This window comes from Pseudomonas sp. 51_B, assembly GCF_017491595.1.
In the GTDB taxonomy this organism is placed as follows: Bacteria; Pseudomonadota; Gammaproteobacteria; order Pseudomonadales; family Pseudomonadaceae; genus Aquipseudomonas; species Aquipseudomonas promysalinigenes.
Map to the genome: position 1 here is coordinate 55,650 of NZ_JAFGYW010000001.1, position 14,645 is coordinate 70,294.

A 14,645-nucleotide genomic window follows, 5' to 3' on the forward strand; every position below is an offset into this window, starting at 1 on the left:
CAAGCGCCTGACGACACCGGCCAGGCCGGTGCTCGCAGGCTGCTTCAAGCCGGAACGTTCAGCCGAACAGCTTGGCCAGGCAGCCCAGCTTTTTCTTGTATGAGCGCCTGGCTGCCAGGGCATCCTCCAGGGTCACCGCCAGGAATCGCGCCTGCTGGTTTGGCTGCATCTGCCCGATCAGATCCAGGTCGGCACTGATCACCGTGCCGATCATCGCATAGCCACCGCCGGACACAGCATCGCGGTGCAGGATGATCGGCTCAAGCCCCGCCGGGACCTGAATGGAGCCTATCGGGTAGCAGCTATCGACGATGTTCGAGGGGTCAGAGCCGGCTCCGAAAGGTTGTTCGCGGGCTTGGAAGCTCAGCGCACCCCCGCCCTTGTAGCGATAGCCTATCCGATCGGCTTCCGACCCCACGGTCCAGGCATCGGTGAAAAAGCGCTTGGCCGCCGCCTCGGTCAGGCGGTGAAAGTACAGCCCCGGCACCACCCGCAACAGCACTTCGCCACCCAATGCCTGGCGCAACGCCATCGGCAGACTGGCCCCGGCACGGCCCCTGCCACTGGGCACACCTACCGGCAGAAGATCGCCCGCCGCCAGCTTGCGCCCGTGAAAGCCACCCAGCCCGCCAAGGGCGTAGGTCGAACGGCTGCCCAGCGCCATCGGCACATCGATGCCCCCGGCCACTGCCAGGTAAGCTCGCGCCCCTGCCGCGGGGTAGCTAAAGCGCAGTACCTGCCCGGCACGCACGGCAAAAGCGGTGTCTGGGCGCTGTTCCCGGTCATCGAGTAGCACCGGCATTTGCGCGCCGCAGACCGCGACCAAGGCATCTTGCTGAAATTCCAGCTCCGGCCCCACCAAGGCACACTCCAGGCCCGCCGCGTCTGCCGGGTTGCCGACCAGGTGGTTGGCGGCCTGCAATGCATACTGGTCCAGCGCGCCAGAAGGCGGTATGCCGAGGTGATAGTAACCTTCGCGGCCCAGGTCCTGTACCGAGGTGGCCAACCCGGGTTTGATGACCTTGATCATGCCAACACCTCCTGCAGCGACTTGGGGTAGCCGACAGGGTCGGCAAGAAATGCATCCAGAGAGAACTCCACCGGGCGTATGCGCAAGTCGAAACGACCGTCTTCCACATCCGCCACGGCCTGGTCATAGGCCCGGCGGTCGATAGGCTTGAACTGCACGATATCCCCCGGGCGGAAGAACACCATGTGCTCTTTGAGGTAGGCCAGTGACTGCTGCGGGTCATAGATCGGCGCCGGGGTTACGCCGAACATCTGGTAGCCCCCGGCGCCACGTACCGAATAGATGCAGCCGAAACAGCCGCCATGGCCCAGGGTCAGCTTGGGTGTGTCGGTACGCGGACGCAGGTACTTTGGCACCTGCAACTGCCGCTCACGCTCCACCATCTGGAACATGAACGGCAAGCCGGCAACGAATCCCACCATCGACACGAACCACGGCGCGCCACTGTGCGCAGCGACGAAGGCCTCGACGTTGGCCAGCCCATTGATGCGGGCAGCGTACTCCAGGTCGGTGCTGTCGGGGTCCTGGTGACGATCACGGAAGCGCATCAGCGTCTCGTGGGTCCAAGGGTCGTTGTACAGCACCGGGATCTCGATGATCCGAGTGCTCAGCGAGCGCTCGGTAACAGCTTGGGCCTCTGCGCTTCGAACTGCTTCGAGCAAGGCGTGGGGGGCGATGCGATCGGGGTCGAACCGCACCTGGAACGAGGCGTTGGCCAGGCAGATGTCCAGCACGCCTTCCAGTGCCATACGTTCCACTGCACGGGTCACCGCCATACCTTTGAAAAAGGCTTCCAGCGACATGCTGTCGCTGACTTCGGCGAACAGGTGCTCGTCGGCACCGAAGCTGTAGCGGATCGGGGAAGTCGCCATGTCTGCTCCTTGTTGGAATCTTTATCGACGGCAGGCAAAACAATGCGGTGCTGCGGGCCTTGGCGTCTTCGCGCCAGCAGCCAATCAAGCTCGGTGCGGTGCACGCACCTCGATACCTGCAGCGTCCAGCGCAGCGCGAGTGGCTTCGATCAGGTCGAGCGCTCCGGGGGTGTCGCTATGCAGGCAGATCGACTCGAATTCGACGGTCAGATCTTGGCCCTCCACGGTTTGCACACGCCCCTGCTGACATGCCCGCAGCACTCGCTCGGCAACCCTTTGTGGCTGATAGCCGCTTACGTTGCGGGTAAATACGATCGAGCCACTGAGGTCGTATTCGCGGTCTGCGTAGAACTCCCGCACGACCGGTTGGCCGAGCTCTTGGGCGATGCGGCAGATCACCGAGCCTGGCATGCAGTACAGCAACAAGTCAGGCGCCAGCACCTGCAGGTTTTCCACCAACAGGCGTGCCGCCTCCTCGTCACGGGCCAGATGCATGTACAGCGCGCCATGGGGCTTGATGTGCTGCAGGCGCACGCCCTGTGCCCAGGCGATTTCGCGCAGGGCGCCAAGCTGATAAAGGATATCGTCGACCAGCTCTTGAGCCGGTGCGTTGATATGCCGGCGACCGAAACCCACCAGGTCGCGGAAACCAGGATGCGCGCCCACCCCAACACCCAGCGCCTTGGCCCGCGCAACCGTGCGCCGCATGGTCCCGGGGTCACCGGCATGAAAGCCAGTGGCGATGTTGGCCGAGCTGATGAATCCCATCAGTTCGTTATCGACACCATCGCCGATCGTCCAAGGCCCGAAGCCCTCGCCCATATCAGAATTGAAATCCACTACACGCATCGCGCTACCCCTGGCTTGTGACGGCATGCCAGCCACGTTAGATTCTGCCTGCCCCCTTGGGAAGATCTATAAACAGATGGGGTGTCTTCTGAAAATCAGATACCCAGGAGCCCACCGTGTCTCTCACGCTACGCCAGGTACGTTACTTCGTTGCCACTGCCGAGATTGGCCAGATCTCCCAGGCAGCGATACACCTCAATATCTCCCAGTCGGCGATCACCACTGCGATCAAGGAATTGGAAGCCATGCTGGGTGTGCTGTTATTTCAGCGCTCGGCCCAAGGCATGAGCCTGACCGAAGCCGGCCGGCACTTTCTCAACCGCGCCTACGTGATCCTGCGCAGCGTCGACGATGCCCTGAACAGTCCTCTACCCAACGTGCGCGCCAGTGGCCTTCTGCACCTTGCGGCAAGCTATACGGTCATCGGCTACTTTCTGCCGCACCATTTGCAGCGCCTGGAGCACTGGCACCCGGACGTGGAGCTCAAGGTTCACGAGCAGGAGCGCAGCGCCATCGAGCAAGGGCTGCTGGAGGGACGTTTCGACATGGCAGTGGTGCTCACCGCCAACCTCACCCATCCGGATATCGTCTCCGAGACCCTGTTCAATTCCGAGCGCCGGCTGTGGCTGCCCGGCCATCATCCGCTGTGTGAGCGGTCGGCAGTGAGCCTGGCCGACGTGGCCCAGCAGCCGTTCATTCTGCTCACTGTCGATGAGGCCGAACAAAGCGCCATGCGCTATTGGCAGCAGGCCGGGCAGCGACCGAATGTGCGGGTACGCACAAGCTCGGTGGAAGCGGTACGCAGCATGGTGGCCAATGGCAGCGGCGTGGCGATCCTTTCCGATCTGGTGCACCGCCCCTGGTCGCTGGAAGGCAAGCGTATCGAAACGGTGTCCATCTCCGACCCGGTGACGCCTATGAGTGTGGGCCTTGCCTGGCACCGCGAACGCGCATTCAGCCCGGCGATGCAAGCACTGCGCGATTACTTCCGCGATGCTTTCCTGGCACCGCAGCAACATGCAGCTAGGCGCTGAAACGCCTGACCAACCCACGCAGCCGATGGCCCGGTACAAGTCTCACTCGGCCTTGGTCTGCTCGGCCAGCTTGGCCAGCAGTGCCTTAGCCAGTGCCTTGTCGGAGAAAGGGTTTTGCCCGGTGATCAGTTCTCGATCCACCTGCACGTGCGGCTGCCAGGCCTGGGCGTAGCTCATCGCCCCACCGGCACCGGCCATGGCCGCGGCGGGGTAGAAAAGCAGCTTCTGCGGTTTGAGGGATGCCTCGAACACCTGCTCTTCAGCGTCGGAGAAAATGGTCATGCGGTAGCCTTGATAGGCCCAGTCGTCAGCCATCGGTTGCTCGCCACGCACCAGGGCGGCCTGATAGCTGGCAGGGTCTCGTTGCGCCGACAACAATGCAATTGGCCCGTGGCAAATGGCAGCCGTGGCTTTTCCGGCCTGGTGGAAGTGGCGCAGTAAAGCCCCGACCTCTGGGTTGTTGGCCAGATCGATCAGCGGCGCGTGGCCGCCGGGAATGAACAAACCGGCGTAGCGGTCGAGGTCGCCAGCCAGCACTTCTTTGAGCGACAGAGTGTCGTCGATGCCCGGCAGCCCCCGCACGAGTTGCTCGATGCGCCGCATTTCTTTGACGTCCCCGGCAAAATACTGCGGATCCACCGAGCGTACGTCCACGCTCGGCGCGTTGCCTTTAGGCGTCACTAGCACCAGCTTATAGCCAGCTTTGAGCAACTGGTCAGCAGGGACGCCAAATTCGTTGAGGTAATAGCCTGTGGGATAGCGCTTGCCATCCTCCAGCATCAACTGGTTTTCACTGGACAGCAGAACCAGCACTTCGCCTTTGGGTGCCGCGTGTGCGCCGCCGGCAAGCACTGCTGCGGTTATTGCCAGGCCCAGGGTGGGGATGCCTTTCATCATGTGCTACCTATTCACTTGGATTCAGTAGGCGCAGTCTAAACAGAGCGCTAAAATTCGATAATTCGAAACCCTTCATCTCTGTAATCCAAATAATGAATATCGCCGGCAAGGATCTGAACCTACTGTATTTGTTCCATGTGCTCTATCAGGAACGCAACGCCACGATGGCTGCAGCCCGCATGGCCCTGAGCCAGCCCGCATTGAGCCACAAGCTGAACAAGCTTCGACACCAGTTCGGCGACCCGCTGTTTGTGCGTGCCCCCCGTGGCCTTACCGCCACGCCGCGTGCCCACGAACTTGCCCCCCAGGTGCAGCAGCTGGTCGAGGGGCTGGCCACCTTCTATGAGCAATGCGAGGGCCAGGACTTCTTGGCCCGCCCTGCACGTTTGCACGTCTACAGCACCGACTTCATGGAGCAGACCCTGCTGCCTCGGCTGCTGCCGGTGCTGCGGCAGTCAGCGCCAAACCTGGTGCTGGTGACCCACAATACGGGGGGCCAATTGCCCCGAGAAGCGCTGGAGAAGGGCACCTGCGATGTGGCCATCGCGGGCTTCTACACCGACCTGCCTGACACCTTCCATCAGCAGCGCCTGCTCAGCGAGGACTTCGTGGTGCTGGCATCGCGCAGCAACCCTCACCTTGCCCAAGGCCTGGATCTCAAAGCCTTTCTGGCCTGTGATCATCTACTGACCACGCTCACTGGCGATCTTGATGGCCTGGTGGACCGCGCCTTGCGCGCTGCCGGGCACAGCCGTCGCATAGTGGCCGGGTTGTCGAGCTTCCTCGCACCGACACGGCTGGTGCGCGGTACCGACCTACTGCTCACCTGCCTGCGCTCGGTGGCGCAAGAAGCTGCCGAGCGGGACGATGATGTGTGTATCCACCCGCTGCCTCTGGTGCTGCCCAAGGTCGAGGTGATGCAGATCTGGCATGAGCGCACCCAGGCCGATCCTTTGCGCAAATGGTTTCGCCAACAGCTGTACAGCGCAGCCACGGCTGATGCCAAACCGAACGATACGTTTGAGTTACCGTCATAACTTGGGCCGGTGCCGCCACGCAAAGAGGACGCGAAATGACCCAGCCCGACCCGTCTTACCTCCAATGGCTAGAAGAACGTTCCATGTTGAAAGCCTCGCAGGAACGCGCTCGCCTTTATTCCGGCCAGTCGCGCCTGTGGCAGAACCCTTACGCCGAAGCGCAGCCACGCCGCGCCACTGAGATCGCTTCGGTGTGGCTGACCGTTTACCCCGACGCCATCATCGCGCCAGAGGGCTGCTCGGTATTGGCAGCCCTTGGCCACCCTGCCCTGTGGAAACGCCTTTCAGAGATTGGCGTGCAAGGCATCCACACTGGGCCGATCAAGCAGTCCGGTGGTGTGCAGGGGCATGAGTTCACCCCCAGCATCGACGGCAACTTCGACCGCATCAGCTTTGACATCGACCCGCTTTACGGCAATGAGCAAGAGCTGGTGCAGATGAGCCGCCTGGCGGCGGCGCACAACGCCGTGACCATCGATGACCTGATCCCCTCGCACACCGGCAAGGGTGCCGATTTCCGCCTGGCCGAGCTGGCTTACGGGGCCTATCCAGGCCTCTACCACATGGTCGAGATCAATGAGGAAGACTGGCCGCTGCTGCCTGATGTGCCCCAGGGGCGGGATGCGGTCAACCTGTTACCGGCGCAGTGCGACGAACTGAAGCTGCGCCACTACATCGTCGGCCAGTTGCAACGGGTGATTTTCTTCGAGCCAGGGGTCAAGGAAACCGACTGGAGCGCTACCCCACCGATCACAGGCGTAGACGGCAAGACTCGGCGCTGGGTATACCTGCACTATTTCAAGGAAGGCCAGCCGTCATTGAACTGGCTGGACCCAAGCTTCGCCGCCCAGCAAATGATCATCGGCGATGCCCTGCACGCACTCGACTGCCTGGGCGCCAGAGGCTTGCGCCTGGATGCCAATGGTTTTCTCGGCGTGGAAACCCGAGCTGCCGGCAGCGCTTGGTCCGAAAGCCACCCGCTGTCGATCGTCGGCAACCAGCTCATCGGTGGCATGATCCGCAAGGCAGGTGGCTTCAGCTTCCAGGAGTTGAACCTGACCCTGGACGATATCGCGCAAATGTCCAAAGGCGGCGCCGATCTGTCTTACGACTTCATCACGCGCCCGGCCTATCAGCACGCGCTGCTGACCGGCGATACCGAATTCCTGCGCTTGATGCTCAAGGAAATGCACGCATTCGGTATCGACCCCGCGTCGCTGATCCACGCCCTGCAAAACCATGACGAGTTGACGGTAGAGTTGGTGCACTTCTGGACGCTGCACGCCAACGACATGTACCTGTACAAGGGCCAGACCTTGCCGGGCAGCATCCTGCGCGAGCATATCCGCGAGGAAATCTATGAGCGCCTGTCGGGTGAACATGCCCCCTATAACCTGCGCTTTGTCACCAACGGCATTTCCTGCACCACCGCCAGCCTGATCACCGCCGCCCTGGGGCTGCGCGACATCGAGCAACTCAGTGCGCAAGATATCGCCAAGGTGCAGAAAATTCACCTGCTACTGGTGATGTACAACGCCATGCAACCGGGCGTCGTCGCGCTGTCGGGCTGGGACATGGTCGGCGCCTTGCCGCTACCACCGGAGGCGGTCGCCGAGCGAATGGGTGACGGTGACACCCGCTGGATCCACCGCGGCGGCTACGACCTGGCAGGGCTCGACCCGCAGGCCGAACAATCGGTGCGCGGCATGCCGCGTGCCCGCGCCCTGTATGGCAGCCTCGACAGCCAGCTCGAAGACCCAGGCTCGTTCGCCAGCCAGGTGAAGAAACTGCTGGCCGTGCGCCAGGCCTATGGCATCGCCACCAGCCGTCAGGTGTTGGTGCCCGAGGTCAGCAGCCCTGGCCTGCTGGTGATGGTGCACGAACTGCCGTCTGGGCGTGGCATCCAGATCAGTGCCTTGAACTTCGGCCAGGATGTGATCGCCGAGGAGCTTGAGCTGACCGGCTTCACCCCGGGCCCGGTGGTCGACATGATCAACGAGACTGTAGAGGGCGACCTGACCGAAGATGGCCGCTTGATGATCAACCTGGACCCTTATGAAGCACTGTGCCTGAGGATCGTCAACAGCAGCGGCCATGTCTGAACCGTCCTGCGGCCCCTTCGCCGTGCACCCAGGATGGTGCTGCCGGCGAAGGGGGCGGCACGGGTTGCTTGCATTTGCAGCGCCACGGGCATAGTTTCCTGATGCTTTCCCTTCAGAGCCCAGGAGCAACCCATGTACACCGGCATCGTCCAGGCCGTGCGCCCTCTGCTTGATGTGACCTGCTATCCGGGCCACAACCAGTTCACCATCGACCTGACCCCCGAATTGCTTGATGAACTGAAGATCGGCGCCAGCGTCAGTGTCGAGGGTACCTGCCTGTCGGTGACGGAAATCGACGGCAGCCGGGTCAAGTTCGATGCCATGAACGCGACCCTGGAACGCACCAACCTGGGCTCGCTCAAAGCAGGCCAGGGTGTGAACATCGAACGCTCAGCGAAGATGAACGCCGAAGTCGGCGGCCACCTGATGGCCGGGCACATTGCGACCACGGCACAGATCGTCGAGCTGTCGATCAAGGAGACTGGCGCTTACATCAAGTTCCGCATGCCTGCAGAGTGGGCCAAGTACGTGTTCCCGCGCGGTTTCATCGGGGTCAATGGCTGCAGCCTGACCGTCGCCGACATTGACGATAACGTGGTGACGATCAACCTCATTCCCGAAACCCTGCGCCAGACCACCTTCGCCCGTTACAAGCCCGGCGAGCTGCTGAACATCGAGGTAGACCAGCCGACCATGGTCCTGGTCGATGTGGTGGAGCGCACCCTTCAAGGCACCTTGGCCCGCCTGAAACTCCTGCCCTGAGGCCAACCGATGCTGCCCAATGCCCTTCCCGCCCGCACAGCCAGGCACCTTCGCCTGCAGGTGTTGCGCGGTCGCGTTGGCCTTGGCCTGGTGGCCGGGCTGTCGGTACTGGCCGGCATGACCGACGCCATTGGCTTGCTGGCGCTTGGCGACTTCGTGTCGTTCATGAGTGGCAATACCACACGTCTGGCGGTAGCCATCAGCGAGGCGGACCTGGCCCTGGTGTTGCGCCTGAGCGCTGCCGTATTGGGCTTCGTGGCAGGCAACGCACTGGGGGTGCTGCTGGCCAGAGGCTTCGGCCGGCGAGCCTGGCCGGTGCTGGCGATAGTGGCCGGGCTGTTGGCGTGGGCGGCGGTTTGGCCGTTTGCCGCTACCTTCCCAGCGCTGCTGGCGGCTACGTTGGCGATGGGCATGATCAACGCCGTAGTCGAACAGGTCAACGGCCTGCCCATTGGGCTTACTTATGTGACTGGCGCGCTGTCGCGTTTTGGCAGGGGCCTAGGGCGTTGGCTGCTGGGCGAACGCCGCGATGGCTGGAGGGTTCAATTGGTACCGTGGGCCGGCATGCTGCTTGGCGCAGCCCTAGGGGCCTGGCTGCAACAACGTTTAGGGCTTCAGGCGCTGGCAGGCAGCGCGGCGCTGGCCTGCCTGCTGGCGCTGATATCGCGGTTCATCCCACGCTCGTGGCAGCGCGGTTACATGCCGCGCTGAGGCTCAATCGATGCGCGGGTGCTGCTGGACCAGCAGCTTGCGCTTGGCCTCCAGCTCGGCGATCTGGTTGTCGATGTCCTCGATCTTCTGCTCGATGTTGTCGTGGTGCTCCTGCAGCAACTCGCGCGCCTCTTCCATATCCGACGCCGCTGGCGCTGCGCCACGCAGTGGCTTATTGGCGGTTTCCTTCATGGTCAGGCCAGTGATCAGGCCGATGGCGGCGATCACCATCAGGTAATAGGCTGGCATGTACAGATTGCCGCTGGTTTCAACCAGCCACGCCGCAAGGGTCGGGGTCAGGCCGGCGATCAGGACCGAGATATTGAACGCACTGGCCAAGGCACTGTAGCGGATGTGGGTGGGGAACATCGCTGGCAAGGTCGAAGCCATCACCCCGATGAAGAAGTTCAGAAGCACTGCGATGATCAGCAAGCCAGAGAAGATCAACCCTAGCGCGCCACTATTGATCAGCATGAAAGCAGGGATGGCCAGCGCGAACAGGCCGATGCTGCCGACCACAATGAAAGGTCGCCGCCCCACTTTGTCGCTGAGCAGGCCGATCAGAGGCTGCACGAACAGCATGCCGACCATGATGGCGATAATGATCAGCACACCATGGTCTTCGCTGTAGTGCAGGTTGTGCGACAGATAACTAGGCATGTAGGTGAGCAGCATGTAGTAGGTGACGTTGGTAGCGATCACCACACCGACGCAGGTAATAAGGCTGCGCCAATGCTTGGTCGCCACCTCCTTGAACGACACCTTAGGCCCTGAGGCCAGACCCTCGCGATCACCCTGCTCAAGCTTGTCCACATGCTGCTGAAATGCCGGGGTTTCCTCGAGCGCATTACGCAGGTAGAGGCCGATGATGCCGAGCGGCAACGCCAGGAAGAACGGCAGGCGCCAGCCCCATTCGAGAAACTTCTCTTCCCCCAGCACGGTGGAAATCAATACCACAACGCCCGCACCCAACACGAAGCCGGCAATCGAGCCGAAGTCCAGCCAACTGCCAAGGAACCCACGCTTGCGGTCGGGCGCGTATTCAGCGACGAAGATCGACGCCCCGGTGTATTCACCGCCAACCGAAAAGCCTTGGGCCATCTTAGCCGCCAACAGCAGGATGGGTGCCCATATGCCTATGCTTTCATAGGACGGAATCAAACCGATGGCAAAGGTGCTCAAGGACATGATCACGATAGTGGCGGCCAGAACCTTCTGCCGGCCGAACTTGTCGCCCAGGGCGCCGAAGAACAACCCACCCAGCGGGCGGATCAGGAACGGCACGGAGAAGGTGGCCAGCGCTGCGATCATCTGCACACTGGGGTCGGCGTTGGGGAAAAACACTTTGCCCAAGGCATAGGCGACGAAGCCGTAAACGCCGAAGTCGAACCATTCCATGGCGTTACCCAGCGCAGCTGCGGTAATCGCCTTTCTCATCTTGGCGTCGTCGACGATGGTGATGTCTTTCAAGCCGATGGGCTTTACGCTTTTTTTGCGTGATTTCATGCCTGTGTCCCTGATTACTGAAGGCTCTAAGGCATCAGATACAAAGGGACACTAAATAATTCAGCGCTTAATGGTTTTTTCTGAATCTTCAGATGCGGGCGCCGTTGGCGGCGGCGCCCGTTGCCATCAGATGCCCTGCTGGGCCAGGTCCATGGCGAAGTAAGTCAGAATCAAGTCAGCACCGGCACGCTTGATGGCGCCAATGCTTTCGCGTACCACGCGCCCCTCGTCGATGGCGCCGGCAAGCCCGCCGAACTTGATCATCGCGTATTCGCCGCTTACCTGGTAAGCCGCCAGCGGCAGGCGCGATGCGGCGCGGATATCGGCGATCACGTCCAGGTAGGCGCCAGCAGGTTTGACCATCAACACATCGGCCCCTTCCTGCTCGTCCAGCAGCGACTCACGTACCGCTTCGCGGCGGTTCATCGGGTTCATCTGGTAGCTCTTGCGGTCACCCTTGAGCGCCGTGCCCCCGGCTTCGCGGAATGGACCATACAGCGACGAAGCGAATTTGGTGGAGTAAGCCATGATCGCCGTGTCATGGAACCCAGCACCGTCCAGCGCGCTACGAATGGCCTGGACCTGCCCATCCATCGCCGCCGAAGGGGCAATGAAGTCGGCGCCAGCTGCAGCGGCAATCACCGCCTGCTTGCCCAGGTTGACCAAGGTGGCATCGTTGTCCACGCCATGGTCATGCAGCACGCCACAGTGGCCGTGGCTGGTGTATTCGCAGAAGCAGGTGTCGGACATCACCACCATCTCCGGCACGGTGTCCTTGCAGATGCGCGACATGCGCGCGACAAGCCCGTTTTCATTCCAGGTGTCGCTGCCGCTGGCATCGAGGTTGTGCGATACCCCGAACGTCATAACCGACTTGATACCGGCGCGGGCATAGCGCTCGATTTCCTGAGCCAGCAGCTTCTCTGGAATACGGTTGACGCCCGGCATGCTGGTGATCGGCACGAAATCATCGATGCCCTCTTCGACGAAGATCGGCAGGATCAGGTCTTCAAGGCGGAATTCGGTTTCCTGGAAGATCGTGCGCAGGGATTCGTTCTGGCGCAGGCGGCGAGGACGAACGGAAGGGAAACGGTTGGACATGACAGCTCCAGGGCATTTTTAACGGCCTATACCTTATGCCTGTGGCACGCCAGTGAAAAGGCCAGATGACGAGATTATGCGTTGCATCAAAGGTAACGACAGGCGACTTTTTAGTGTTTACGCCTTGGGCGACCTAACGGCGGGTGTCCGCCATTGATCCGCCGGGGGTGAGTCATTGCATCCAAGGCGGTGTCGGCTCTTGAGCCGTGGTCGGCCCATGCTCGTCCTCGGCACGGGCAGCACGGCGGCGCGCTTCGTCGCGCAAAGTGGCATCGATCTCGCGCAGCACCCCGGCCACGTCGGCGGCCTGGTCCTCATCCTCGAACTGCCCAGTGAGCGGGCTGTCAGCACGCAACTCGCCAGCCTCGTACAAAGCCCACATCTCATCGGCGTAACGCGTAGCCTTGAGCTCAGGCGCGAAGCGTCCGAAATAATGCGCCATGTTCGCTACATCGCGCTGCAGCATGCTGAACGCATGGTTATTGCCCGCAGCATCCACGGCCTGAGGCAGGTCGATGATCACCGGGCCGTCCGGGCCAAGCAGAACGTTGAACTCGGACAAGTCGCCATGCACCAGGCCGGCGCAGAGCATCAGAACAATCTGGCGGATCACGAAGGCATGGTATTCACGGGCCTGCTCGGCTTCCAGGTGCACATCGTTCAAGCGAGGCGCGGCGTCACCGTCGGCGTCGGTCACCAGTTCCATCAGCAGCACGCCGTCTTGAAAGTCGTAGGGTTTGGGCACCCGCACCCCGGCATTGGCCAGGCGGAACAGCGCCGTCACTTCTGCGTTCTGCCACGCGTCCTCAGCCTCTTTACGGCCATATTTGCTGCCCTTGGCCATAGCCCTGGCCTGGCGGCTGTTGCGGACCTTGCGCCCCTCTTGGTATTCGGCGGCCTGGCGGAAGCTGCGTTTGTTGGCCTCCTTGTAGACCTTGGCACAGCGTACCTGGGCCCCGCAGCGCACCACGTAAACGGCTGCTTCCTTGCCGCTCATCAATGGCCGCAGCACTTCGTCGATCAGGCCGTCTTCGATCAGTGGTTCGATTCGTTTTGGAGTCTTCATCAGGCTGCGTTCGGGGTCCTGGCTAAGGTGACGGACATCCTCTCACAGGCTGGGGCGACTTGCTCGTCTGTCTGCACACCGGCCTGCCCACGTCGGCGCGCACGGGCAGCCATGGCCTGTGTGCAAACGCTCATAAATCGCACAACGGTTCGGTAATCGCACAAATTCCACTCGGTGCTCTCTACTGTTGCCTTGTCTTGCGGCAGGCTATAGGCAAGCCAGCACACAACGCCAAGCGCCCAATGGCCCCGCCGCGTCAGCACGCTGCCAGGTCGACAATCAATACTCCAGGAAGAACCAGGAGCCCGCTTTGATCAATAAAACGTTTGAGTCCATCGCCCAAGCGGTGGAAGGAATCACCGACGGATCGACCATCATGGTCGGTGGCTTCGGTACTGCCGGCATGCCGTCCGAGCTCATCGATGGCTTGATTGCCACCGGTGCCCGCGACCTTACCATCATCAGCAACAACGCCGGCAACGGCGAGATCGGCCTGGCCGCTTTGCTGATGGCGGGCAGTGTACGCAAGGTCATCTGCTCGTTCCCGCGCCAGTCCGACTCTTACGTATTCGACGAACTGTACCGTGCAGGCAAGATCGAGCTGGAGGTGGTTCCCCAAGGCAACCTGGCTGAGCGCATCCGCGCGGCCGGCTCGGGTATCGGGGCGTTCTTCTCGCCGACCGGCTATGGCACCCTGCTGGCCGAAGGCAAGGAAACCCGTGAAATCGACGGCCGCCAATACGTGCTGGAGATGCCGCTGCATGCCGATTTCGCCCTGATCAAGGCGCACAAGGGCGACCGCTGGGGCAACCTGGTCTACCGCAAGGCCGCCCGCAACTTCGGCCCGATCATGGCGATGGCCGCCAAGACTGCCATCGCTCAGGTAGATGAGGTCGTCGAGCTCGGTGAGCTGGACCCGGAGCACATCATCACCCCGGGTATTTTCGTCCAGCGCGTGGTCGCCGTCTCCGGCGCTGCCGCTTCTTCGATCGCCAACGCTGTCTGAGGCCTGCCATGACCATCACCAAAAAGCTTTCCCGCACCGAGATGGCCCAACGCGTGGCCGCAGACATTCAGGAAGGTGCCTATGTCAACCTGGGCATCGGCGCTCCAACGCTTGTGGCCAATTACCTGGGCGACAAAGAAGTGTTCCTGCACAGCGAGAACGGCCTGCTGGGCATGGGCCCGAGCCCAGCCCCTGGCGAGGAAGACGATGACCTGATCAACGCCGGCAAGCAGCATGTCACGCTGCTGACCGGTGGCGCCTACTTCCACCACGCCGACTCGTTTTCGATGATGCGTGGCGGGCATCTGGACATCGCCGTGCTGGGCGCTTTCCAGGTTTCGGTCAAAGGCGACCTGGCCAACTGGCATACCGGTGCCGAAGGTTCGATCCCCGCTGTAGGCGGCGCAATGGACCTGGCCACGGGAGCGCGGCAGGTGTTCGTGATGATGGACCACCTGACCAAAACCGGCGAAAGCAAGCTTGTGCCCGAATGCACTTACCCGCTCACTGGCATCGGTTGCGTCAGCCGCATCTACACCGACCTAGCCGTACTGCAAGTAACCGCCGAGGGCTTGAAGGTGGTGGAGATCTGCGCGGACATCGACTTCGATGAACTGCAGAAACTCAGCGGTGTACCGCTAATCAAGTGACGCGCTGGCTCTGGCTCCTGCA

At 61.9% G+C, this 14,645-nt stretch carries 14 protein-coding genes; 7 read left to right on the top strand and 7 right to left on the bottom strand.

The annotated features are described in order from the left end of the window. Positions 1-58: 58 nt before the first annotated feature. The 3 genes from J5M56_RS00295 to J5M56_RS00305 all read right to left on the bottom strand — a co-directional run bounded on the left by J5M56_RS00295 (position 59) and on the right by J5M56_RS00305 (position 2,751). Positions 59-1,030, bottom strand: a complete 972-nt coding sequence (locus J5M56_RS00295) for a biotin-dependent carboxyltransferase family protein (RefSeq protein WP_207868962.1) — start codon at positions 1,028-1,030, stop codon at positions 59-61. Then, the gene (locus J5M56_RS00300) at positions 1,027-1,902 is read right to left on the bottom strand and encodes an allophanate hydrolase subunit 1 (protein WP_186477062.1); all 876 of its coding nucleotides are present in this window, start codon (positions 1,900-1,902) and stop codon (positions 1,027-1,029) included. The genes J5M56_RS00295 and J5M56_RS00300 overlap by 4 nt, the downstream gene beginning before the upstream one ends. A gap of 84 nt (positions 1,903-1,986) precedes the next feature. Further along, positions 1,987-2,751: a 5-oxoprolinase subunit PxpA gene (locus J5M56_RS00305; RefSeq protein WP_207868964.1), complete on the bottom strand. Its 765-nt coding sequence runs from the start codon at positions 2,749-2,751 to the stop codon at positions 1,987-1,989. Between the two features lie 116 nt (positions 2,752-2,867). Between J5M56_RS00305 and J5M56_RS00310 the strand changes: the two genes are divergently transcribed. After that, positions 2,868-3,785 carry a LysR family transcriptional regulator gene (locus tag J5M56_RS00310; protein WP_060476593.1) on the top strand — a complete coding sequence of 306 codons (918 nt, stop codon included), beginning with the start codon at positions 2,868-2,870 and terminating at the stop codon, positions 3,783-3,785. 42 nt (positions 3,786-3,827) lie between these two features. Here J5M56_RS00310 and J5M56_RS00315 read toward each other — a convergent pair whose 3' ends face one another. Continuing rightward, the gene (locus tag J5M56_RS00315) at positions 3,828-4,679 is read right to left on the bottom strand and encodes a type 1 glutamine amidotransferase domain-containing protein (protein ID WP_207869631.1); all 852 of its coding nucleotides are present in this window, start codon (positions 4,677-4,679) and stop codon (positions 3,828-3,830) included. Between the two features lie 95 nt (positions 4,680-4,774). Between J5M56_RS00315 and J5M56_RS00320 the strand changes: the two genes are divergently transcribed. From J5M56_RS00320 to J5M56_RS00335, 4 genes are all read left to right on the top strand, one after another. Beyond that, positions 4,775-5,719: a LysR family transcriptional regulator gene (locus tag J5M56_RS00320; protein ID WP_060476595.1), complete on the top strand. Its 945-nt coding sequence runs from the start codon at positions 4,775-4,777 to the stop codon at positions 5,717-5,719. A 35-nt stretch (positions 5,720-5,754) separates the two neighbouring features. Further along, complete coding sequence (treS, locus tag J5M56_RS00325; protein ID WP_207868966.1) at positions 5,755-7,821, top strand: maltose alpha-D-glucosyltransferase; 2,067 nt, start codon at positions 5,755-5,757, stop codon at positions 7,819-7,821. Between the two features lie 132 nt (positions 7,822-7,953). After that, a complete protein-coding gene (locus tag J5M56_RS00330) occupies positions 7,954-8,583 on the top strand; it encodes a riboflavin synthase subunit alpha (RefSeq protein ID WP_207868968.1) in 630 nt (209 codons plus the stop codon). A 9-nt stretch (positions 8,584-8,592) separates the two neighbouring features. Next, complete coding sequence (locus tag J5M56_RS00335) at positions 8,593-9,294, top strand: YoaK family protein (RefSeq protein WP_186477056.1); 702 nt, start codon at positions 8,593-8,595, stop codon at positions 9,292-9,294. Between the two features lie 3 nt (positions 9,295-9,297). Here the strand turns inward: J5M56_RS00335 and proP are convergent, their stop codons facing one another. From proP to J5M56_RS00350, 3 genes are all read right to left on the bottom strand, one after another. Continuing rightward, on the bottom strand, positions 9,298-10,800 hold the full coding sequence (gene proP, locus J5M56_RS00340; RefSeq protein ID WP_186477055.1) for a glycine betaine/L-proline transporter ProP: 1,503 nt from the start codon (positions 10,798-10,800) through the stop codon (positions 9,298-9,300). A gap of 126 nt (positions 10,801-10,926) precedes the next feature. Continuing rightward, entirely contained in the window at positions 10,927-11,901 is a 975-nt protein-coding gene (gene hemB / locus J5M56_RS00345) for a porphobilinogen synthase (protein WP_060476600.1), read from the bottom strand. A gap of 172 nt (positions 11,902-12,073) precedes the next feature. After that, entirely contained in the window at positions 12,074-12,967 is an 894-nt protein-coding gene (locus tag J5M56_RS00350) for a PA4780 family RIO1-like protein kinase (RefSeq protein WP_060476601.1), read from the bottom strand. A 310-nt stretch (positions 12,968-13,277) separates the two neighbouring features. On the opposite strand from J5M56_RS00350, the gene J5M56_RS00355 reads away from it, so the two are divergent. Continuing rightward, entirely contained in the window at positions 13,278-13,973 is a 696-nt protein-coding gene (locus J5M56_RS00355) for a 3-oxoacid CoA-transferase subunit A (protein ID WP_186477053.1), read from the top strand. Positions 13,974-13,981: 8 nt separating this feature from the next. Continuing rightward, complete coding sequence (locus J5M56_RS00360; RefSeq protein ID WP_060476603.1) at positions 13,982-14,623, top strand: 3-oxoacid CoA-transferase subunit B; 642 nt, start codon at positions 13,982-13,984, stop codon at positions 14,621-14,623. Positions 14,624-14,645: the final 22 nt, after the last annotated feature.

Excerpts from the sequence above, each read along its gene's own strand:
- J5M56_RS00295 (WP_207868962.1), bottom strand. The coding sequence starts at position 1,030 with ATGATCAAGGTCATCAAACCCGGGTTGGCCACCTCGGTACAGGACCTG.
- J5M56_RS00300 (WP_186477062.1), bottom strand. The coding sequence starts at position 1,902 with ATGGCGACTTCCCCGATCCGCTACAGCTTCGGTGCCGACGAGCACCTG.
- J5M56_RS00305 (WP_207868964.1), bottom strand. The coding sequence starts at position 2,751 with ATGCGTGTAGTGGATTTCAATTCTGATATGGGCGAGGGCTTCGGGCCT.
- J5M56_RS00315 (WP_207869631.1), bottom strand. The coding sequence starts at position 4,679 with ATGAAAGGCATCCCCACCCTGGGCCTGGCAATAACCGCAGCAGTGCTT.
- J5M56_RS00320 (WP_060476595.1), top strand. The coding sequence starts at position 4,775 with ATGAATATCGCCGGCAAGGATCTGAACCTACTGTATTTGTTCCATGTG.
- treS (WP_207868966.1), top strand. The coding sequence starts at position 5,755 with ATGACCCAGCCCGACCCGTCTTACCTCCAATGGCTAGAAGAACGTTCC.
- J5M56_RS00330 (WP_207868968.1), top strand. The coding sequence starts at position 7,954 with ATGTACACCGGCATCGTCCAGGCCGTGCGCCCTCTGCTTGATGTGACC.
- J5M56_RS00335 (WP_186477056.1), top strand. The coding sequence starts at position 8,593 with ATGCTGCCCAATGCCCTTCCCGCCCGCACAGCCAGGCACCTTCGCCTG.
- proP (WP_186477055.1), bottom strand. The coding sequence starts at position 10,800 with ATGAAATCACGCAAAAAAAGCGTAAAGCCCATCGGCTTGAAAGACATC.
- hemB (WP_060476600.1), bottom strand. The coding sequence starts at position 11,901 with ATGTCCAACCGTTTCCCTTCCGTTCGTCCTCGCCGCCTGCGCCAGAAC.
- J5M56_RS00350 (WP_060476601.1), bottom strand. The coding sequence starts at position 12,967 with ATGAAGACTCCAAAACGAATCGAACCACTGATCGAAGACGGCCTGATC.
- J5M56_RS00360 (WP_060476603.1), top strand. The coding sequence starts at position 13,982 with ATGACCATCACCAAAAAGCTTTCCCGCACCGAGATGGCCCAACGCGTG.